The organism is Candidatus Accumulibacter meliphilus (genome assembly GCF_036625345.1).
Taxonomy (GTDB): Bacteria; Pseudomonadota; Gammaproteobacteria; order Burkholderiales; family Rhodocyclaceae; genus Accumulibacter; species Accumulibacter meliphilus.
In genome coordinates this window covers 155,105-176,690 of the sequence record NZ_JAZKTZ010000002.1, presented here as the reverse complement: position 1 = coordinate 176,690, position 21,586 = coordinate 155,105, and the positions used below count along the sequence as shown (strand labels likewise).

Annotated in this window: 15 protein-coding genes; 7 read left to right on the top strand and 8 right to left on the bottom strand. The window is 65.5% G+C overall.

What is annotated here, in order from left to right; translation table 11 throughout:
• Positions 1–495 precede the first annotated feature (495 nt).
• A complete protein-coding gene (locus tag V5B40_RS04275; protein WP_332353378.1) occupies positions 496–1,395 on the bottom strand; it encodes a LysR substrate-binding domain-containing protein in 900 nt (299 codons plus the stop codon).
• A 131-nt stretch (positions 1,396–1,526) separates the two neighbouring features.
• On the opposite strand from V5B40_RS04275, the gene V5B40_RS04270 reads away from it, so the two are divergent.
• The 3 genes from V5B40_RS04270 to V5B40_RS04260 all read left to right on the top strand — a co-directional run bounded on the left by V5B40_RS04270 (position 1,527) and on the right by V5B40_RS04260 (position 3,960).
• Positions 1,527–2,072 carry a carboxymuconolactone decarboxylase family protein gene (locus V5B40_RS04270; RefSeq protein WP_332353377.1) on the top strand — a complete coding sequence of 182 codons (546 nt, stop codon included), beginning with the start codon at positions 1,527–1,529 and terminating at the stop codon, positions 2,070–2,072.
• Positions 2,073–2,125: 53 nt separating this feature from the next.
• Complete coding sequence (locus V5B40_RS04265) at positions 2,126–3,415, top strand: pyridoxamine 5'-phosphate oxidase family protein (RefSeq protein ID WP_332353376.1); 1,290 nt, start codon at positions 2,126–2,128, stop codon at positions 3,413–3,415.
• Positions 3,416–3,492: 77 nt separating this feature from the next.
• On the top strand, positions 3,493–3,960 hold the full coding sequence (locus V5B40_RS04260; protein WP_332353375.1) for a nuclear transport factor 2 family protein: 468 nt from the start codon (positions 3,493–3,495) through the stop codon (positions 3,958–3,960).
• Between the two features lie 716 nt (positions 3,961–4,676).
• On the opposite strand, the gene V5B40_RS04255 is transcribed toward V5B40_RS04260, so the two are convergent.
• Both V5B40_RS04255 and V5B40_RS04250 read right to left on the bottom strand, forming a co-directional pair.
• The gene (locus V5B40_RS04255) at positions 4,677–5,411 is read right to left on the bottom strand and encodes a response regulator (protein ID WP_332353374.1); all 735 of its coding nucleotides are present in this window, start codon (positions 5,409–5,411) and stop codon (positions 4,677–4,679) included.
• Positions 5,408–6,799 (bottom strand): ATP-binding protein, encoded by a 1,392-nt coding sequence (locus V5B40_RS04250; protein ID WP_332353373.1) that lies wholly within the window; start codon positions 6,797–6,799, stop codon positions 5,408–5,410. Before V5B40_RS04250 ends, V5B40_RS04255 begins: the two co-directional genes overlap by 4 nt.
• Positions 6,800–6,863: 64 nt before the next feature.
• On the opposite strand from V5B40_RS04250, the gene V5B40_RS04245 reads away from it, so the two are divergent.
• The 4 genes from V5B40_RS04245 to V5B40_RS04230 all read left to right on the top strand — a co-directional run bounded on the left by V5B40_RS04245 (position 6,864) and on the right by V5B40_RS04230 (position 14,255).
• A complete protein-coding gene (locus V5B40_RS04245; RefSeq protein WP_332353372.1) occupies positions 6,864–8,114 on the top strand; it encodes an efflux RND transporter periplasmic adaptor subunit in 1,251 nt (416 codons plus the stop codon).
• Between the two features lie 15 nt (positions 8,115–8,129).
• Positions 8,130–11,276, top strand: a complete 3,147-nt coding sequence (locus V5B40_RS04240) for an efflux RND transporter permease subunit (RefSeq protein ID WP_332353371.1) — start codon at positions 8,130–8,132, stop codon at positions 11,274–11,276.
• 21 nt (positions 11,277–11,297) lie between these two features.
• A complete protein-coding gene (locus V5B40_RS04235; protein WP_332353370.1) occupies positions 11,298–12,728 on the top strand; it encodes an efflux transporter outer membrane subunit in 1,431 nt (476 codons plus the stop codon).
• A 960-nt stretch (positions 12,729–13,688) separates the two neighbouring features.
• The gene (locus V5B40_RS04230; protein WP_332353369.1) at positions 13,689–14,255 is read left to right on the top strand and encodes a PEP-CTERM sorting domain-containing protein; all 567 of its coding nucleotides are present in this window, start codon (positions 13,689–13,691) and stop codon (positions 14,253–14,255) included.
• Positions 14,256–14,767: 512 nt separating this feature from the next.
• On the opposite strand, the gene V5B40_RS04225 is transcribed toward V5B40_RS04230, so the two are convergent.
• The 5 genes from V5B40_RS04225 to V5B40_RS04205 form a co-directional block, all read right to left on the bottom strand.
• Positions 14,768–15,844 carry a lipocalin-like domain-containing protein gene (locus V5B40_RS04225; RefSeq protein WP_332353368.1) on the bottom strand — a complete coding sequence of 359 codons (1,077 nt, stop codon included), beginning with the start codon at positions 15,842–15,844 and terminating at the stop codon, positions 14,768–14,770.
• An 18-nt stretch (positions 15,845–15,862) separates the two neighbouring features.
• Positions 15,863–18,514 (bottom strand): ABC transporter permease, encoded by a 2,652-nt coding sequence (locus V5B40_RS04220; RefSeq protein WP_332353367.1) that lies wholly within the window; start codon positions 18,512–18,514, stop codon positions 15,863–15,865.
• A complete protein-coding gene (locus tag V5B40_RS04215; RefSeq protein WP_332353366.1) occupies positions 18,511–19,194 on the bottom strand; it encodes an ABC transporter ATP-binding protein in 684 nt (227 codons plus the stop codon). The genes V5B40_RS04220 and V5B40_RS04215 overlap by 4 nt, the downstream gene beginning before the upstream one ends.
• A gap of 188 nt (positions 19,195–19,382) precedes the next feature.
• Positions 19,383–20,594, bottom strand: coding sequence for a lytic murein transglycosylase (locus V5B40_RS04210; RefSeq protein ID WP_332353365.1), 1,212 nt, complete (start codon positions 20,592–20,594; stop codon positions 19,383–19,385).
• Between the two features lie 183 nt (positions 20,595–20,777).
• Entirely contained in the window at positions 20,778–21,188 is a 411-nt protein-coding gene (locus tag V5B40_RS04205; protein WP_332353364.1) for a hypothetical protein, read from the bottom strand.
• Between the last annotated feature and the right edge of the window lie 398 nt (positions 21,189–21,586).

Sequence of the window (21,586 nt, the reverse complement as noted above, 5' to 3'; positions counted from 1 at the left end):
AAAAGAACACGCTTTTAACGTGCCACCGAACTTTTGTTTTCGGAAGACCGTTTTGCGCCACAACTCCGGCGCGTGCTGCATAACTCAGCTCTGCCGATTGCGTTGAAAGCCTGCTCACCAGAGGCTTTGAGGTAATCAATTGCTGTTTTCATACAGTATTAAACAAATCGTGAAAAGCAGCACGACAAATTATCGCTTATCCCCATGCACCCAGAACTCTTCAGTGGCTGCTTTGGGAGGTTTGCTGGAAGGACCGCTTGTGGCCGACTCCGGCCAATTTCTCCTGCATTGCGGTCTAGCGGCTGCTTGCCGAAATCGTCAATGCGTACTTCCGACCCAGAGCAAACTGATGCCTCCTCAAGCGATCTGGCAGCGAGATGATGTTACAGCTGCCGATCAAAAGGAGTGGTCCTGGCGGGAAAATTGCCCGTCGCTGGCTGGAACGGTAATCGCGGCTTTCTCAAGAGAACGAGTGCCTGCGGGAGGGGCACAAACTCACTGCAATGCGGTATCTGCCCGCAGCCTTTCCACAGCCAGATCGACGAAACTTCTAACCTTGGCCGATCCGTGGCGCCCCTCCCGATGTATCACTTGAATCGGCATCGACGCCTCGTCAAACTCCGCCAGCACTACCTCGAGCGTGCCAGTCGCCACTTCGCTTGCCACCTGGTAGGAAAGCAGCCGCGTCAGGCCAAACCCGCTCCTGGCGGCTTCGAAGGCTCCGTCATTCGTATTCACCAGAATCCGCGGCAGGAGCTTGATGCCGACCTTTTCCGTCCCTCTTGTGAACGTCCATTCGGAACCGGTGGATACTGAAGTGGCTGCAATGATCTGATGGTGCGCAAGATCCGCCGGGGTTTGGGGATTGCCGTACTTTTTCAAGTAGGCCGGCGATGCACAGACAACACGACGCACCTGCCCGACCCGAATGGCCCTTAGGGAGGAATCGGGCAGTACCCCGATGCGGATGCCGACATCGAGACCTTCATCCATCAGATTGACCACGCGATCGACGAAGAGCGCCGACACGGTGGTTTCCTTGAACGTCGTTTGGTAGGCCGTGATGACGGGAATCACGTAAATTTTGCCAAACAGCACCGGCGCCGTGATCGCAAGGTGTCCGCGCGGCGTGGCATTGATGCCGGCCGCCGCATCATCGGCCTCGTCCGCCTCGAGCAGGATGCGCCGCGCGTCCCCAAGATAGCGGACGCCGGCGTCGGTGGTCCGTACCAAGCGGGTGGTGCGTGTCAGGAGCCGCACGCCCAGCCGTTCTTCAAGGAAAGCAACGGCACGGGTCACGGCCGGTGGCGACAGGCGCAGTCGCCGCGCTGCGGCGGCGAAGCTTTCCTCTTCGGCCACGGCGACAAACACGGTCATGAGATGAAATCGATCCATGTTTTATTCCGTCAAATGGAATAGTAAATTAGATTATATGGCTATTCTTATATCCATGGGACTTTGGCAAAGTGACAACCGTCGGCAGCACGACGACACACCCAAACCCAAGACCAAACAGGAGAATCATCATGGCACGCATCAATCTCGTTACCGCCGAATCGGCCAATCCGGAACAGAAAGCTCTCTTCGACGCAATCCATGCCAAGCTCGGCATGGTGCCCAACTTCCTCAAGGCCTTTGCCAACTCGCCGGCCGCCCTCAAGGCCTTTCTGGGACTGCACGGCATCGCCGACGACGGTTCGCTCGACCCGCAGACGCGCGAGCGCATCGCCCTTGCCCTAGCCCAGCAAAACAGCTGCGAGTATTGCCTGTCGGCGCACACGGCGATCGGCCGAAAGGCTGGCCTGGATGGCAACGAGATCGAGGCCAATCGTTCCGGTACTAGTCGCGATGAAAAAGCGGCAGTCGCCGTCAGGTTTGCCCGCTCGCTGGTCGCCCACATGGGCGAAGTCACCACCGCCGAACTGTTGGAAATGCGCACCGCCGGCTACAGCGAATCTGACATCGTCGAGGTCATCACTCACGTCGGCATGAACATCCTGACCAACCTGCTGGGCAAGGCCGGACGCGTCGACATTGACTTCCCGAAAGTCGAACTGAAGCTTGCCGCCTGATCATGTCAACCAAAACCGGGGGCCACGCCCCCGGGGCCGCATGGAGGTTCCCCATGGCACGTGCATTCGCAAAGATCGCCTTCACCCCGAGAGTTCAAGCCGCCCAGGCGCGGATGGGCAGCCGCGACGCCTACCGTTCAACCGAGTTGGGCGATGCCGAAACGGTTGAGCTCAGCCCCGTCGAGATCGAGTTCATCGGTGCACGTGACAGCTTCTACCAGGGCACCGTGGGCGAGAACGGCTGGCCCTACGTCCAGCACCGCGGCGGACCGATGGGTTTTCTGAAGGTACTGGGACCACGGACGATCGGCTATGCCGACTTCTCTGGCAACCGCCAATACATCTCGGTCGGCAACCTCGACGGGGATGACCGGGTCAGCCTGTTCCTGATGGACTATCCCGCGCAGCGCCGGCTCAAGATTTGGGGACGCGCACGCCTGATCGACGAGGACACGGAGCCGGCACTCGTTGCCCGCCTTGAGTCGCCCGACTATCGGGCACGGGTCGAGCGTGGGGTGATCATCACGGTGGAGGCGTTCGACTGGAACTGCCCGAAATACATTACACCGCGCTTTACCGAGCGCGAAGTCAGGGGGCTCGTCACCGGTTGGCAGCGGGAGGCGGAACAACGCAATACCGCCGCCGCAAGCGCCGAAGAGATCGGTCGCGGCGCGCTGAAGCTTGTCGTTGCGGGCATACGCCAGATGACGCCACGCGTCCGGGCCTATGAACTGCGTGCCCCCGACTGGACCGAGTTGCCTCCGGTCACGGCAGGCGCGCATCTCGCCGTGCCTGTGCGACTTCCGGACGGCGCTGTGGTCACCCGGCAGTATTCGCTGGCAACCCATCCGCACCGGCGCGACAGGTACGAGATTGCCGTGCTGCACGAGCAGTCAGGACGCGGCGGCTCGGCGGCCATCCATTTGTCGTGGCAGATTGGCACCCGACTCGCTGTCGATCATCCGGCCAATCAGTTCCCGCTCCATGATGACGATCGCCCGGCCATTCTGATCGCCGGCGGGATCGGCATCACGCCGATCAAGGCGATGGGCCAGGTGCTCAAGGCGCGTGGCAACACCTTCGAGCTGCACTACAGCGGCAGGAGCGGCGCCGAGATGGCCTATCGGGATCGGCTCGAAGTCGAGTTTCCCGGGCAGCTGCATCTGTATTTCACGCGCGTCCCAGGGGGAGCCCGCATCGACTTGCATGCGGTGATGCGTGCCGCCCCGGCTGACGCGCTGTTTTACGTCTGCGGCCCCCGCCGCTTGATCGAAGCCGCCGAATCAGCAGCACACGAACTGGCAATCAGCGCCGGGCGTGTGCAGTACGAGAGTTTTGAATGAACGTGGGCGTGCTGGACAACGGCTGGCACGCCCAGGCGCGAATTGTTTTTTCCGACCCGCTCACAATGAGGTGATCCATGGAAACCAGACCCCCCGTCCCACCCTTTACCGAAGATTCTGCAAGACAGAAGGTTCGTATGGCCGAAGACGCCTGGAATTCGCGCGATCCCGATCGCGTGGTGCTGGTCTATACGCCGAATACTCGCTGGCGAAATCGCGCCGAGTTTCCCGTCGGGCGCGACGAAGTGCACCAGTTCCTCACCCGCAAGTGGGCGAAGGAACTGGACTACCGGTTGATCAAGGAGTTGTGGGCCTGCGCTGGCAACCGCATTGCTGTGCGTTTTGCCTATGAATGGCACGACGACTCCGGGCAGTGGTTTCGCTCCTACGGCAACGAGAACTGGGAGTTCAATGAACAGGGGTTCATGAAGCGCCGCTATGCCAGCATCAACGACCTCCCGATCAAGGCCACCGACCGCAAGTTTTTCTGGCCTCTGGGACGACGCCCTGACGAGCATCCGGGCCTCAGCGATCTGGACCTGTGATCAGAGCAAATACGGGATCTTGTGTATCCGCCCGTGACCGCGAAGGCCGATCAATAGCCCGACGCCCAACAGTGCAGAGCGGCCGGTATCTGATGGGCGAGCAGCCGTTCGCGAAGCTCGGTTTTTGGGGCCTGCTACGGCCGGTTCTGGCCGGGTGTGTGAGATCACGAACGGCAGCTTTGTAGCAACGAAACCCGCGGAAGCCCAGTCTGCCTGAGTGACAGCTTCAGAGAAGTCCGGATGGCCCCTTTGGGTCGGAACCTGCCATTGGGGGATTCGCAGAGACGGAGCATGATGCTAAAGTCATGCCGAACGACAGCAGCCGGCCATAAGCCGCCGGTCGTGGTTACATTTCGATTTCAAGAGGCGGGACCCGCCCCATCCACTTGAGTGGCCGGTTTTCGGCGAGCAAATTGACGACTGCACTGCCTCGCACCGGCCATGAACCGGCAGCCCCCCGGAATGGCCCTTAAATGACCGGGCAACCCCTGTAGACCACAGCCGCGCTGTGGCAGCGCACCCCTTCAGGACAAAGCGCCGCGGCATCGCGTCGCCGTGCCGCTTCATGCGGACGCGGCGGTCAAGTGCTACTCGAGCCGTGACGGCTGTTACCACGCGGCTCGCAGCGGGCCGCGCCCGACGGCGCCAACAGAAAAACCGCCCGCGGCAGATGGTGCGCGGGGTCTTATTGTGGCGGCTACCGTGCGGTGGCCCGATCAGTCGGCCGCTGGCCATTCGAACGAGTAGCCGACGCCGTATACCGAGCGGATCGGGTCGATGCCCTGGGTCACGGTGGCGAGCTTGCGGCGCAGGTTGCGTACGTGGCTGTCGATGACGCGGTCGGTGACAGCGCGGCCGTCGTCGTGCAGGTGGTCCAGCAGCTGCTGGCGAGAAAATACACGTCCGGGCGCTGCATGCAGGGTGTGCAGCAGCCGCACTTCGGTAGGGGTCAGGTCCACCGGCTCGCCGTCCAGGTGCACGCGCCAGTTCGTGATGTTGATGTCCAGCACCCGGGCGCCTGTGCCGTCAGGCCCGCTGGTCGCGGGCATGTTCCTGGGCACGCCATCCTGCGCCCATTGTACGCGGCGCAATTGAGCCTTGACGCGGGCCATCACTTCGCGCGGGCTATAGGGTTTGCAGATGTAGTCGTCGGCCCCGGCTTCGAGGCCGATCAGGCGATCGATCTCGTCGATGCGGGCTGTCATCATGACAATGGGTACGGTGCTGGCGGCGCGCAGATCGCGGCAGACGCTGACGCCGTCGCGCCCGGGCAGGTTCAGGTCGAGCAGCACCAGCGCGGGCCGGTGCTGTGCAAAAGCTTCCAGCGCAGCCAGGCCGTCGTGCACGATGACCGGGGTCATGCCACTGTCTCGCAGGTAGACGGCCAGCAATTTGGCGAGCCTGGGTTCGTCTTCCACCACCAAGATGCAGGGTAGGCTGGTGGCGTTCATGTGGCCGCCGGCAGGGTAAGGGCCACGCAGACGCCGCCCAGCGGTGATGGTCTGGCGGCGATTTCGCCTTGGTGGGCGTGAACGATGTTGCGCGCGATGGCCAGGCCCAAGCCGACGCCACCCGTCTCACGGTTGCGCGAGGTGTCCACGCGGTAGAGGCGGTCGAACAGGCGGCCGAGTTCGGCCGCGGGCACGCTGGGTGCGCTGTCGCTCACGGCCAGGTGCGCCCGGCTTGCCGACGCCGCGACGCTCAGCTCGACCCGGCCCGGCGCGTCGGTGTAGCGCGCGCTGTTGGTGAGCAGGTTGTCGATCAGCTGGCGCAGGCGGGCCGCGTCGCCATGCACGGGGACGGGCATCTCGGGCAGATCCAGCCGCAGCGTCAGGCCCAGGCGCTGCAGAGCGGCCTGGTGCGGGGTGGCGACCTGGCGCGCCAGTTCGGCCAAGTCCAGCCGTTCCATGCGATAGCTTAGCGCGCCCACGTCGCTCAGCGCGAGGTCATTCAGGTCGTTGACCAGTTTCTCCAGCTGCATGACCTCGACCTGCAGCGCGGCGATGCCGTCGCACGTGAGCGGCATCAGGCCGTCTTGCAGTGCTTCCATCTCGCCACGAAGCACGGCCAGCGGAGTGCGCAGTTCGTGCGAAACGTCGGCCAGAAACTCCTTGCGCAGGGTCTGGTTACGTTCCAGGGTTTCGGCCAGGCGGTTGAAGTCGTCGGCCAGCACGCCGATCTCGTCGCGTCGGTCCAGCTTCACGCGCACGTCATGGTGCCCTGCGGCCAGCCGGTGGGTGGCGCGGGTCAGTTGCGTCACCGGCCGCGTCAGGCGGCGCGACAGCCCCCAGGCCAGGACGGCCGCCATCGACAACGCCAGCAAGGCGACGCCGGCAAGGCTGCGCGTCTGGCTGCGCTGGAAGCGGCGGTCGGCGTCTGCAGTGCCTTCCTCGAACGGCGCCAGCACCAGCCAGCCGACGGTGTTGCCGTTCACCACCACGGCTTGCTTGGGAAAGGCTTCGTTGATCTGGCGATAGCCGGCGACGAACTGTTTCTGCGCATCCAGCAGGCCCAGGCGCACCACGGCACCGCTGAGGTCGGAGTCGGGCGGCGGCGGCCGGATGGCGATGTCATTGCCGCGCCATTCGACCAGGTCGGACGGGCGCATCAACGCGAACCAGGCCTCTCGGTTGTCGCGCAGGAAGTCCCAGTTGCCGTGCAGGGCGTAGGCCTGCTGCACGCGGGGTAGCACTTCGACGGTGCGGGTCTGGGCCTGTTCGTTGAGGTAGCCGATGAAGCCCCTTTCGAAGCTCCAGCGCGTGGCCAGCCCCATGACCGCGACAACGACGGCGAGGGTGGCGAGGATGGCCAGGAAGAACCGGGTAGAGATATTGCGCACTTTTGATCTTTCCTGCACATTTGCGGCGCAGCATCGGATCCAGTCCCAAGAACCGGAGTCGTCCATGCTGCACCTGCCCCATCAACCGCAACCGTCGGCCTACCGCGTGGCCATCCGCGCGGTGGCGCTGACCGCCGCCACCCTGATTTTGGCCGCCTGCGGCCAGAGCGCCGCCACCCAGCCCGCCCCCAAGGCCGCAGAGGTGGGCGTCGTCACCCTCAAGTCCCAAGCGCTGGACGTGACCCGCGAACTGCCCGGGCGCACCGTGGCCGCCGAAACGGCCGAGATTCGGCCGCAGATCAGCGGCATTGTGCAGTCGCGCCTGTTTGCCGAGGGCAGCGCAGTCAAAGCGGGCCAGACACTCTACCAGATCGACCCGGCCAGCTACCAGGTCACGCTGGACGGCGCCAACGCGGCGGTGGCGAAGGCCCAGGCGACGCTGCAGTCGGCCCGGCTGACGGCCGCGCGCCAGGCCAGCCTGCTGGCGGCCGACGCCGGCTCGCGCCAGGACAACGAAACCGCCCAGGCCGCGCTATTGGAAGCGCAAGCCGAGCTGAAGTCGGCTCAGGCCAGTGCAGCCGGTGCCCGGCTGGACCTGCAGCGTACCCGCATCACGGCGCCCATCGGCGGCCGCGTGGGCATCTCCACCGTGACGGCGGGTGCGCTTGTCACGGCCAACCAGACGACGGCGCTCACCACCGTGCAACAGACCGACCCGATGTGGGTGAACGTCAGCCAGAGCAGCGGCGAGTTGCTGAAGATGCGTCAGCAGATTGCAAACGGCAGCCTGCGCAGCGGCGCGCTGGCGGTGCGCCTGCAGCTGGAAGACGGCAGCACCTACGAACACGCCGGTGAGTTGGCGGTGAGCGGTGTGTCGGTCGACACCAGCACCGGCGCCGTGACGCTGCGTGTCAAGGTGCCCAACCCCGAAGGCCTGCTGATGCCCGGCATGTATGTGCACGTGCAGGTGGCGCAGGCCCATGCGCCCGAAGCCGTGCTGGCGCCACAGACCGGCGTGCAGCGCGACACCAGCGGCGGCGCCAGCGCGCTGGTGGTGGGCGCTGACGGCACGGTGGAAAAGCGCGCCGTCGAAGTGGCCGAAGTGCACGGTACGCAATGGCGAGTGACCAGCGGCCTGGCCGCGGGCGACCGCTTGATCGTGCAAGGCAACGGCAAGGTACGGCCGGGCCAGATCGTCAGCGCCTTGGAGGTGGGCGCAGCCAGCGCCGAACAAGCCGCCAGCGCGGCGCTGGCCGCGACACCGGCGCCAGCCAGCACGCCATCCGCCGCCACCCGCGTGGCCCTCAAGAACTGACGCCGGAGCCCTGTCATGTCACGATTCTTCATCGACCGGCCCATCTTCGCCTGGGTCATCTCCATCGTCATCATGCTGACCGGCACGCTGGCCATAACGCAGCTGCCGCTCGAGCAGTACCCCGACATCGCGCCGACCAGCATCGCCGTCACCACCACCTACACTGGTGCGTCGGCGCAGACGGTGGAGGATTCGGTCACCCAGGTCATCGAGCAGCGCATGCAGGGCCTGGATGGCCTGCAGAGCATGTCGTCCGAATCCACTTCGGCCGGTCGCTCGCGCGTCTCGCTGAGCTTCGTCGCCGGCACCGATGCCGACGTGGCGCAGATGCAGGTGCAGAACAAGGTGCAGTTGGCGCTGACCCAACTGCCCGAGTCGGTGCAGGACCAGGGCGTGACGGTGACCAAGTCGGGCACTGACTTCCTGATGATCCTGACCTTGACCTCCGACGACCCCAGCGTGGGCTCGGTGGACATCGGTGACTATGTGGCCACCAGCCTGCAGGACACCATCAGCCGCATCGACGGCGTTGGCGAGGTGCAGACCCTGGGCTCGGGCTACGCGATGCGCATCTGGCTCGACCCGGCCAAGCTCGACCGCTTCCAGCTGATGCCCTCGGACGTGATCAGCGCCATTTCGGCGCAGAACACCCAGGTCTCGGCCGGTCAGGTTGGCGCGCTGCCCGCCACATCGGGCCAGCAACTCAACGCGGTGATCACGGCGCGCAGCAAGCTGCGCACGGTCGACCAATTCAACGATGTGCTGGTGAAGTCGTCCACCGACGGCGCCATCGTGCGCCTGGCCGACGTGGCCCGTGTCGAGTTGGGCAACGAGAGCTACGCCATGCAGGCCCGCTTCAATCGCAAGCCTTCGTCGGGCATGGGCATCCGCCTGGCCTCGGGTGGCGACGCGCTGGCCGTGGCCGACGCGGTGAAGGCCAAGCTCGAAGAACTGGCACCGTTTTTTCCGAACCAGATCCGCTACGACATCGGCTACGACACCACACCCTTCGTGAAGGTCTCGGTGGACGAGGTGGTGCTGACCCTGGCCATGGCGATGGTTCTGGTGGTGTTGATCATCAGCCTCTTTCTGCAAAGCTGGCGCGCCACGCTGATCCCGGCCGTCGCTGTGCCGGTGGTGCTGCTCGGTACCTTCGGTGTACTGGCCGCGGCCGGCTATTCGATCAACACTCTGGTGCTGTTCGGCATGGTGCTGGCGATCGGCCTGCTGGTCGACGATGCCATCGTGGTGGTGGAAAACGTCGAGCGCGTGATGCACGAGGAAGGCCTGAGCCCCCGCCAGGCCACGCGCAAGAGCATGGGCGAGGTGACGCCCGCGCTGGTCGGCATTTCGCTGGTGCTGTCGGCGGTGTTCGTTCCGATGGCCTTCTTCGGCGGCTCAACGGGTGTGATCTATCGCCAGTTTTCCATCACCATCGTCGCGGCGATGGCACTGAGCGTGCTTGTGGCGCTGACGCTCACCCCCGCGATGTGTGCCACCTTGCTGCGCCCTCAGCAAGCCGCCGCGCCGAAGGGGCCGGTCGGACGCCTCATGCAGCGCTTCTTCGGCGGCTTCAACCGCGGCTTCGAGCGCAACAGCACGCGTTACCGACAAGGTGTGCAGACCATGCTGGGCCGCGCCGGCCGCATGATGGTGATCTACGCGGTGCTGCTGGCAGGCTTGGTCTTTGCGTTCACACGACTGCCCACGGCGTTCTTGCCCGACGAAGACCAGGGCGTGCTGATGGTCATGATCAACCTGCCGTCGGGCGCGGCCGATGCGCGGCTGGATGCCTCGGTGCAGCAGGTCGAGGCTTACTTCCAGAAGCAATCCGAGGTCGCCGGCGTGTTGTCGCTGCGCGGACTCAGCGGCGACCAGGCCAGCGGCAACATGTTCATCCGCCTGAAGGACTGGTCCGAGCGAACCGGCGAAGGCCAGGACGCGCAGTCGCTGGTGGCCCGGTTCAACCGCGAACTGGCCGCGACGCGCGACGCCAAGGTGTTCGTCTTGCTGCCGCCGGCGGTGCGCGGCCTGGGCAGCAACGCCGGCTTCACCCTCAAGCTGCAGGACCTGGGGGGCGTTGGCCAGACCGTGCTGACGCAGGCGCGCGAGACCTTGATTGAAAAGGCGAATGAAGACCCACGCTTGAGCGCGGTACGTGCCAGCGGCCTGCCCGATGCGGCGCAGATCGAGGTGAACATAGACGACCGCAAGGCCGCCGCGCTGGGTTTGAGCACGTCCGACGTCAACAGCACGCTGTCGGTCGCAATGGGCGGCTCCTACGTCAACGACTTCATCAACAAGTCGCGTGTGAAGAAGGTCTATGTGCAAGGCGATGCGCCATATCGCATGACGCCGAACAACATCCTGCAGTGGAAGGTGCGCAACAGCGCTGGCGACATGGTGGCGTTCAGCACCTTCGCCACCGTCGGCTGGAGCAGCGGCGCTGCCAAGCTCGAGCGGTATGGCGGCCTGTCGGCCTACGAGATCGTCGGTTCGGCTGCCGAGGGCGTGAGCTCGGGCGATGCGATGGCGGCGATGGAAGAGTTGATCGCCACTTTGCCGCAGGGTATCGGCTTTGAGTGGTCGGGCCAGTCCTACCAGGAGCGTCTGTCGGGCAAGCAGGCGCCGATGCTCTACGCGATCTCGCTGCTGTTCGTGTTCCTGTGCCTTGCGGCGCTATACGAGAGCTGGTCGATTCCGTTCTCGGTGATGTTGGTCGTGCCGTTGGGAGTGATCGGCGCCGTGCTGGCCACCTGGGTCACCGGCTTGGACAACGATGTGTACTTCCAGATCGGGCTGCTGACCACGGTGGGACTCTCTGCCAAGAACGCCATCCTGATCGTCGAGTTTGCTCAGCAGCTGGAGCAACAAGGCAAGCAGCTGATGGAGGCCACGCTGGAGGCCGTGAAACTGCGCCTGCGCCCGATCCTGATGACCTCCCTCGCCTTCGGCTTCGGTGTGCTGCCGCTGGCGCTGGCCAGCGGCGCCGGATCGGCCAGCCGGCGAGCCATCGGCACCGGTGTGCTCGGCGGCATGATCGCCGCCACGCTGCTCGGACTGGTGTTCGTGCCCTTGTTCTACGTGGTGATCCGCCGCGTCTTTGCCCGCCGCGACGATGCCGTGGCCGCAGTGCCTGCGGCGTTGCCGAGCGCCGCCTGATTTCGTTTTTGGAGATACCCGATGCTGTTCCAACACCTTCGAAACCCCCGCAGTGCGGCGGCTGTCGCGGCGCTGCTGTTTCTGAGCGCCTGCGCCAGCGCGCCACCGGGCGCCGCGCCTTCCAGCGAACCGCTGATCGGCAGCGTGGTGCCCGCACGGCTGGATGGTGCCAGCGGCAGCGCCACCGATGAGGCCCTGCCCGACACCGCAGCGACTTCCTGGCAGCACCTGATTCAGGACGCGCGTCTGCGCGCTGTTGTCTCCCTGGCCCTGGCCCACAACCGCGACCTGCGGCTGGCGGCGCTGAACATCGACGCCGCGCGCGCTCAGTACCGCATCACCGACGCAGCCCGCTGGCCCACCGTCACCGCCGGCCTGGGTGGATTGGTCTCGCGCGGCTCCACGGCGGCCGGCGATTCGGGCGACATCTCGCGGCAGCTGACGGCGTCTCTGGCCATCACGTCATGGGAGCTGGACCTGTGGGGCCGCCTTGGCCAGCTCAAGGACGCTGCCCTGAACCGCTACCTCGCCACCGAGGCCGCCCGTGACGGCGTGCAGTCCGCACTGATCGCCGAGGTGGCGCAAGCCTGGCTGACCGTGCAGGCCAACCAAACCTTGGCCGAGCTGGTGCAGCAAACGGTGGATAGCCGCAAACGCAGCCTGGATGTGACCCAGCGCCGCTACAGCGCGGGCGCGCTCTCGGGCCTGGACACGGCCGCCGCCCAGGCAGCGCTGGAAACGGCGCTCGGCGACCGTGCCTCGGCCCAGACCAGCCTGACGCAATCGCTCAATGCGCTCCGTTTGCTGGTGGGCGCCGACGTGCCCACCGATTTGTTGCCCCAGGCTGACGCCACAGCCGACTCGGTGGCCCTGGCCGCGGTGCCGGGTGGCCTGTCATCTGAGGTGCTGCTGCAGCGTCCAGATGTGAAGGCGGACTATCGGTCGGTGCAGGCCGCCCTGGCCGAGGTGGGTGCTGCGCGTGCGGCCTTGCTGCCGACCATCACGCTCACGGCTGTGACGGGCAGCGCCAGCCAGGCGCTGACCGAGCTGTTCAGCGCCGGCTCGGGCCCTTGGTCGTTGGCGCCGTCGCTGCGCCTGCCGCTGCTGGATGGCGGCGCATCGAGCGCCAACGTGGAGGTGGCCGAGGTCAACCGCCAGATCGAATTCACCACCTACGAGCGCACGGTGCAGACCGCTTTCAAGGAAGTGGCCGATGCGCTGGCGGTGCGCGAGCATCTGGACGCCCGCTTGCAGGCCCAGGAAAAGCTGGTGGATGCCTACCAGCGCAGCCTCCTGCTCACCGAGCGTCAATACCAGGCGGGCTCGGTCAACGCGCTGATCGTACTGGATGCGCAACGCTCGCTGTATGCCGCACAGCAGGGTCTGATTGGGCTGCGCCTGACCGAGCAGGCCAACCGGCTTGCGCTCTACAAGGCGCTGGGCGGGGCTTGAAGGGTCGGTTAGTCCGATGGCCTGCAATTCGCGCTGCAGACAAAGCGATGGTGGGGTCCGCTGGGTGGGGCAAAGGCCGGTGGCACGCATGAAGCGGCGGCGTCGCGCGCGCTCGCCGGTCGAGGGTGGGGGCCGGTCACCCGCCCCCGCGAACAGAAGGCCGAAGTCGGGCAACTGAAGGCAGTGCTGCATTCGGGCCGCAGCGAACTGTCCACGCCGAATCGCAGCGCGCCGCGAAAGTTCTGTGTGTGCAGGACCGATTCGACGTCAAACCGCCCTGGAATTGGAAGAGCGGCGACTGAATGAAAACGGAGCCATGATTTCTGCCATACCACCAGCTTCATCGATAGCTTCGCTGCGCTCTCCCCAGTGCAGTGAATGTCGCTGAAGGGTCGCAAATACTCGGTGACAGACAGGCCACTTCCAGGGAACGAAATTTAATCGACCGCTTTCCAGCGATGAATTCGAAGAGATGACGGTCGCGTCGCGACCCAGAAGAGCCATTCGAGCTTTTCGGACCAATGGCTGAAATGCAGCGATTGCGGATATTCAATTAGCTGTTCCGCCAAAAATCGCATAGGACTCCGACCACTCCCGGGGTGCTCCGCTCGATTAGTTCTGTGGCTGAACCAGAGTCCCGAGTTGGCAACGGAGGAGGCAGGTCAGGTTTCGCTCAGCCCCGAAGCCGAACGGGCGGATGTCATGACAAGGCGCGGACGGCGGCGCAGGTGACGACTACGCCACCTGTGGCCAATGAAGGCAAGTGGTAATACCTATCCCGGGCCTGGCACGCGCGTCGCACATGTCGGTTTTCTTTACACGTTTGACTCGTTTTTCCACAGAAAGGCCGTTTGCTACAAATAATTGTTTGATTATATGGAACAATATTTTTGTGGCACGAAACATGCTTTGAACGGACGAAAGCGAGCTGTGCAGCCGCCAAAACCGAGGAGAAACTACATGACTATTCGTCGACTTGACATCAAGGTCTTGCTCGCAGCGGGCGCTGTTGCAACACTGCTGCTCGCAGCGCCTACCGCACAGGCAACGCTGATCGGCGACGCTGTAAATTGCGCGACTACCGGCCCGGATCACTGGGTTTGCAATCAAGCGAGCGCTGTCGTCGGTTCGGGGTCTGAGTTCAAACTCTCGTCGTTGGGTACGGAAGTGTTCAATGTCGACATCGGTGCGTCGTCGATACGCATTGACTACACGGGTTCCGGCGATCTGGGTACCGGGGCGGGCGAACAGCTGATCCTCAGCGATCTCGACTGGGTGGGTATGGCCGGCAGCATCATCGGCATCGCCAATTTTGCCACCGCGGACACGCTTAGAATGGAAGCCAGCGACGTGGCCTTCTCCGCGCACGGAGTCGACATTGACTTCAATAGTGCGAGGTTTTCCCCGGGAGCCTTCCTCTCGTTCGACCTCGTCACCCGGCACCAAGTACCGGAACCGGCAAGTGCAGTGCTCGTCGGACTGGGCATGATGGCACTCGCCATTCGACGCCGTCGCGCTACGGACTGAACTTCCTTCGGGCCGGACCCCGCAACGGGCTCCGGCCCGCGCGACGCATCAGGATGTCGAGGGTTTCCGCGTAAGAGAGTCGCGACCGGGACCTCCGTACCTCGGAATGGCCGCTCCATTGTCTTAACAGCCATTTGCGCCGGAGACGTCAACGGCTGCCGCTGGCCGGGAGGGTGAGGCCGCCAACGGCTGCTTCGTAGACGCGAAGTCTATCTAACGGTCATGACAGTCGAGGCACCCCAGATGATGAAAGTCATGACCGTCTCCCTCTTCCCACGGCCCTTCTCCCGCAGGGGGAGAAGGGAGCTTCGTGAGTCGCATACGCGACTTTCACATTAAGGCGGACCTGGGCGAACGGCCGCTACGGAGAAAGCTGGGCGGCTGCAAGGGGTCGACAAGCAACGATCATGCGGTGACAGGCAGCGATCGGCACACGCTGCTGCCTTGCACAAGCCCAACTAGATCGCAACCCCGAATTGGTGTAAACCGCCTGGCCCGATCGGCGCCCGCCCCTACATCTGCAAGCGACCGGCGTAGCCGGTCATTTCCAGGTAGCCGCGGCCGCTGAGGCTGCCTTCCAGACGGACCAGGCCTTCCCAATAAACGACGGGCAGCGGCCGACTGGTCGCGAGTTCCTGATCGTCGAGAATCGGTCGCGTGCGTACGCTGAGCTCGCCGAGACGGATTTCGATCTGCACCGGGTAGCTGGCGCGGCTGCGCGGCGAGGACCAGTTGCGGATCGGCGTGAAGGCGACTTCCTTGGCGGCGAACTGGCGCACATGGCCGTGGGCATCGCGCCAGGCCGCGTGCGTGAAAAGCGTCGCGCCTTGCGCGTCGCGCATGCGAAAAGCCATTAGCGCGCCACCGTTGTCGAGGTTGATGCCCACCCAGTCCCAGCCGACGGCGCCACCGCCAAGGTAGGCGGTCGACCATTCGTGATCGAACCAGGCACGGCCGCTGGCCGGCTGGCGCTGGCCGTCGAGGACCAGCGAGCCAGCGACCTGCAGCTGTGGCCAGCTGACGTAGTAGCTGGCCAGGTCGGGCGCGTGGCCTTTGCGTGAATAGCCGCCATCGCCCTGCAGCATTAAGGGTTGCGCTGGCGTCAGCGTGAAATCGTACGAGAACTGGGCGCTCTGCATCTGCAGCCTGAAAACTTCGCCCGTGCTGCGATCCTCGCGCTGCATCCGCCAGGCGCCGATGTGTACGTCGCAGTCGCTGCTCGAAAAGCCGGCGCCAAGATTGGCGCGCGCGGCGCGTTCGCTGTGCAGCAGACGGTCGCCGGGAATGCTCAGCGCGGCGTGGGCGAAGAGTATCTGGCGCGCGGCAAGTGGTGAGCGCAGCGCTTCGGCGCTGCCCGGTCGGCTGCGAAAGAAAGTCAGTTGAAAACCGATATCGGCCTGCGGCGAATCGAGAGCGCCGGTGACGTACCACCATTCGGTGCGGAAATCCGGATGGGCGCCGTGGTCACGCGGGAAAGCCAGTTCGACGCCGCGGCTGACCGGCGCATAGGCGACCGGCGGGCGCACCGGCGCGGCCAGGGCCAGCGTCGGCAGGAGCAGGGGAGTGCACAGGAAGCTGCGGCGGCGCACGAGTCGGTTTCCTTTCGCCTACTGGGCGTTGGCCAGAACCTGCGCGACCGGCAGTCGGGTCGCCTGGCGCGCCGCATAGCGACTGGCGAGTACCGCCGCCGCCAGGGTGATGGCCGCGCCGGCGCAGACAGCCGTCCAGGGAATCGCCAGCGCCATTCGCCAGTGAAAAGCCTGCGGATTGACGACATGCGTCAGGATGGCACCGATGGCGACGCCGCAGGCCAGGCCGATGAGCAGGCCGACGGCGGCGATCAGCGCGCCTTCGAGCATCACCGCGTGGCTCAGCATGCGGCGGTCGAAACCGAGCGCGCCGAGCGTCGCCAGTTCACGGGCGCGCAGCCAGACGCTGGCGGCCAGCGTTACCGCCAGCCCGAACAGGCCGATCAGCATCGCTGCGGCTTCGAGCGCGTAGGTCACGGCGAAGCTCTTGTCGAAAATCGACAGGCTCAAGCGGCGAATGGTGGCGCTGTCGGCGACTTCCAGGCCGTACCTGTCAGCCCACGGCGCCAGCCAGGCGCTGGCCTGCGCTTCCTGCCCGGGTAGCGGCCACAGTGCCAGGTCGGTGGGCTGGAAATGGCCGCCGAGTTGCTGATAATCCTGGCGGCTGATGACCACGGCGCCGAATTGCCGGCCGTAGTCGCGCCAGACGCCGCCGATGAAAACCGGAACCTCGCGCCCGAGCAACGGCAGGCGCAGGGTCTGAGCGGGCGCCAGGCGGTAGATTTCGGCCATCGGTTCGCTGATCCAGACTGCGGGCAGGGCGGTTGGCGGCGTCAGCAGCGGGCCGGTAAACGGCAAGCGTGCCGCCGGGTCGCGAGGCTCGATTTCGCGTATCAGCAGCGCCACCTGTGGTCGCTGCGGGTCGATGGTCAGCGCCGCGTTGGCCATGCGCTCGACTTTGGCGAAGGGTGCGTCGGGCTGTGTCAGGGCGTTGAGCAGGTCCTGCGGCAGTGGCGTGGCCTTGCTGCGCAGGTAGAGCGGCGCCGGCAGGACGTGATCGAGCCATTGGTCGACGGCGACGCGAAAGCTGGAAACCATGATCACCATGCTCGCAGTCAGGGCGAAACTGACGATCAGCCCACTGGCCGCGACCTGCGCCATCAGCGGCGCCTGCGCGACATTCTGCAGCGCGATGCGTTGCGGCGCCGGCAGGGGCTGGGCGCTGAGCCAGCCGAAAAGCAGTTGCGTGAGCAGCGGCGCGCTGGCGATGCCGACGACCAGCACCAGGGCAATCGAGGCATAGCCGGCGAGCGGCAGTTCGAACAGCGGTGGCAATTGCGTCAGCGCGAACGCGGCCAGTGCCAGCAGCAGCGGCAATTTTGGCACTCGCGGTCGTCGCGCCAGCCAAGACCGCCCTGACTGCCCAGGCTGCCGTGGCTGCGCGGCAGGCGCGGCATCAGCAGGTGGCCGTTGCGCGAAGCCGGTTTTCAGTGCCTGCGCCAGCGGCTGCATGCGGTTCAGGTAGGCCGGGTAACTGGCGCCGGCCAGGCTGGCCAGGCAGCCGAGCGCCAGGAAAAGCAGCGCCGGTGCCGGCGCCGGAACGATCAGCGGTATGCTGCCGGCGAAGTAGCCGCCGCCGAGATCGCCACCGAGCAGCTGGGTGAAGGCGACGGCCAGCGCGTAGCCGAGGGCCAGGCCGAGCAGCGCCCCCGGCACCCCAATCGCCACACCTTCGAGCAGCACCTGCAGCAGGCGCATGCGCGGCGAGAGGCCGAGGACGCCGAGCAGGGCAAACTGCGTCGAGCGCTGGGCAACGGCAGTCAACTGCGTCGCAAAGACCAGGAAGGTGCCGGTGAGCAGGGCGACCAGCGCCAGGACATTGAGATTGACGCGATAGGCCCGCGAGAGGTTGGAAACGCGTGCGCTGTCGTCGTCGGCGGCGCGAATCAGCAGTCCCGCCGGCAGTCGCTGTGCCCATGCCTGGCGCCAGCTTGCCAGGTCGGTATCCGGCGCCAGGCGCACGCGGCCCTCGCTGACCGCGTCGGCCGGACCGAATCGCGCCTGCACCCAGGCAATGTCGGCGACCAGCAGCAGGTCGTCAGGGCGCGCCGCCGGCAGGTCGCCGGCGAGCGTCGCCAGCCACTGCTGCTCGCCGCGCAGCAGCTTCAGCGTACCGCCTGCGCGTCTGCCGGAGTCTTTGCCTTCCTTGCCCTGGCTGCCTTTGGCTCCTTGGGAAAGCTGGGCGAGGAGGGCCGGCGAGGCATAGACGCCGCCGTCGAGGATGTTCGGCGCGGCGGCCTGTTCATCCTGGCGCGGCAGCAGGTCGGGCATCACCGCCGCGGCGCTGAAAACGTCGATTCCGATCAGGCGCACCGGGGTCGGTGCGTTGTCGATGCGCACGCGCGTTTCGGTGACCGCAGCGACGACCAGCACCGCCGGGTCGCGGGCGATGGCGTTGAGCGTCGCCAGAGGTACGCTGCCGGCGCTGTCGCGCGCAGCGATGACCGCGTCGGGGTCGCCCTGGACGCTCTTCATCGCCCGTGAGAAGTCGCTCAGCGCGGCATCGTTGATCAGATGGATCGCGTAGCCGAGCGCGACGCCGAGCGCGATGGCCAGCATCGAGAGCAGGGTCGCTGCGCGCCGGGTCTTGAACTGGGCGCGGATCAGCCACCAGGAGAGCTGGCTCAGTGCCCGCATCCTGCCCGCTTGCCGCCCACTCATGGTGATCATTCTCCGGCACGCCCGCATCCCCGCAGGCCGTCCGGGGTCAGCGTCAGGATGCGGTCGCAGGACTGTGCGACGTGCTGTGAGTGGGTGACGACCAGCGCGCTGGTCTGTTGCTCGCGAACGCGTTCGAGCAGCAGCGCCAGGACCTCGTCGGCGGTACGTGGGTCGAGGTTGCCGGTCGGTTCGTCGGCCAGTACCAGCGCCGGACGATGCACCAGCGCGCGGGCGATGGCCACGCGCTGCAACTCGCCGCCCGACAGCGACGCTGGCCAGCGCGGCCCAAAGTCCGCCAGACCGACGCGTTCGAGCAGCGCCTGCGTGCGCGGCGAATGCTCGCCGGCGGGCACGCCGCAGAGCAGCAGCGGCACGGCGATGTTCTGCGCCACGGTCAGCGTCGGCAGGACATGAAAGGCCTGGAAGACGAAGCCAATACTGCGCGCGCGCAAGGCGGCGCGCGCGGTCTCGTCGAGGGCGACGATGTCGAGGGCCTGCGGGCCGATGGCGATAGCGCCGCGGTCGGCGGTTTCGAGTCCGGCGATGCAGTTCAGCAGGGTGCTCTTGCCGACGCCCGACTCGCCGACCAGAGCGACGATTTCACCGCTGGCGACGGCGAAGGAAAGGGCACTGAAGAGCGGCCGGCTGGCTCTGCGGTACTGCTTGGCGAGGTCGCTGACGCGCAGCATCGATCAGCAGCCGTCGACCGCGGTGCTCGATCCAGGGGATCGGTAGCCGGACATGCACCCCCGAACACAGTTGCGTTGCGTTGATGCAGATCTCGCCGAGGTGCGGAGTGACAGCATCTTCTCCTCTCTGGTGCGCAGTGCGTGGTTCTGGTGGCAGGCGTGCTCCCGGTCGCAGGGTCGGCGACCGCCTATTTACTCGTCGTGCCGGCCCGTAAACCGGACAATATTTTCTGCCCGGCGCGACCGTCGGCGGTCATGCCCAGGCGTTGCTGCTCGACCTTGATCGCCTCGCGGGACTTGGCGCCGATCATCCCGTCGGCTTCTCCGATCGGGTGTCCGCGGGCAAGCAGCAGGGTTTGCAACTCGCGGCGTTCGAGGCGCGAGAGGCCCAGGTCATCGGTCGGCCAGGGGGTGACGAAGCCTTTGCCGCCCCTGATCCGGTCGGAAAGGTGGGCGATGGCCAGGGCGTAGCTTTCGGCAGCGTTGTAGCCATAGATCACGTCGAAGTTGCGGAACACCAGGAAAGCCGGGCCCGCGGGACCGGCCGGCAGAAGGAGTCCGGCGGCGCTGTCGGTAGCGGCGATCGGCTGGCCGTCGGCACGGCGAACGCCGCGCGCCGTCCAGTAGGACAGCGGGCGCTTGTCGCGGCGGCCGGAAACGCTGCTGTCGAAGCCGGCCGGGAGCAGGACCTCGTAGCCCCAGGGCTGGCCTTCGCGCCAGCCGCCCTGGTGCAGGAAGTTGGCGGTCGAGGCGAGCGCATCGGGGACGTTGCCGATCAGGTCGCGCTTGCCGTCACCGTTGCCATCGACCGCCAGGCGCAGGAAGGTCGACGGCATGAACTGGGTATGGCCGAAAGCGCCGGCCCAGGAGCCGACCAGCTGATCCGGTTCGATGTCGCCGGAGTCGAGAATCTTCAGCGCACTCAGGAACTCGCCGCTGAAATACGATTGCCGCCGTCCGAAGCAGGCCAGGGTGCCGAGCGAAGTGAGCAGCGGGCGGCTGCCGAAGTTGCGTCCGTAGTTGCTCTCGACGCCCCATACGGCAACAATCGTCGCCGGGTCGACCTGGTAGCGCTCACTGGCCATGGCCAGGGTGTCGGCCCATTTGGCGCGCATTTCGAGACCGTCGGCGACACGTTCTTCGTCGACCAGGCCGGAAAGGTAATCCCAGATCGGCGAGCGGAACTCGGGTTGGTAGTCGAGAAATTCGAGCACGCTGAGGTCGGGCGACAAGCCGCTGGTCAGACGGTCGAAGGAGGCTGTCGAAATGCCTCGCTTTGACGAAGCGACAGCACGCTGGGTCTTCATGCATGAGCTGAAGCGATCTTGCGGATCGACTTCCTGGGCGGCGACGGCGCTGGTCATCAGCGCCAGGGAAATGGCGAGGCAGGTGATTTTCATGGCAGGTCTGTGAGCGGTGGAAACGGGAAGGGAGACTTGCGGCTAGAGAGTGCGTCAGGCTCGGCAGCTACCAGGGAGAGGCGACGGCGAGGCTGGAGGTCGTGAATTCGCGCGTTCGATCGTGAGTGTGGCAGATTCAGCCGAAGTCAGGAGTGACGACTGACGCCTCGCGACCGGAAAAGCTCAGGGCGCGCCGGGCGTGGGCGGACGATCCGTGGCGCGGCCCTGGTCGTCGTTCGACGACTGCTCGGGCGAGGTGCTTGCCCGGTACTCGTCCTCGCTGATGACTTCGCCCTCGATTACGCGTCCGCCCCCTGGCGGCGTCTGGTAGCCGCCCTGCCGGCCGGCCTGCTCCTGCATGCGTTCGTGCAGGTCGCGCAGGTTTTGCGGCAGGTGGCGAGTTTTCCACTTGAGGTAGGCGAAGATCAGCACGCCGACGACGAGCACGACGCCGAGCGCGAGGATCGAGAACATGAAAGCGACGACCAGAATCAGAATGCCGGCTGCAATCGTCAGCAGCTTGCCGAAGACGCTCGTCGGTGGGCCTGCCAGCGGCGCTCGGTAGGCGCCGGATTGTTGCTCATTGATTTTCATCGAAATCCTTTTGGGTACGTTCCGTAAGGAAGCGCTAGATCTGCCGCGCATTGTAAAGTGTCCGTGGCGTGGCGGCCAGTCACCTCTCCTGCGCCGCGGCGGCTGATGGCCACGGCGGATGCCGTGGCCTCGGCTCTCGACTCCGGGCAAAAAAAAAGGCCCGCCAGGGGGGGCTGGTCGGGCCTGTGCTGCCGCCGTCGCGGCATTCCCAACGAGGGGAGGGGGAGGAGGAACACCGCGGCGACAAACGAATACTATCGGTAGCCGTGCTCAGAGTCTGTGTGCTCTCTGTCTCGCTATGTGACGGCGTGTAAGAAGTCGCTTCAAATATTCAAGTGATAGGCGAAAAAAAGACCACAAGCTATTGATGCAATGTATAACAAAGACTCTACTTGTCG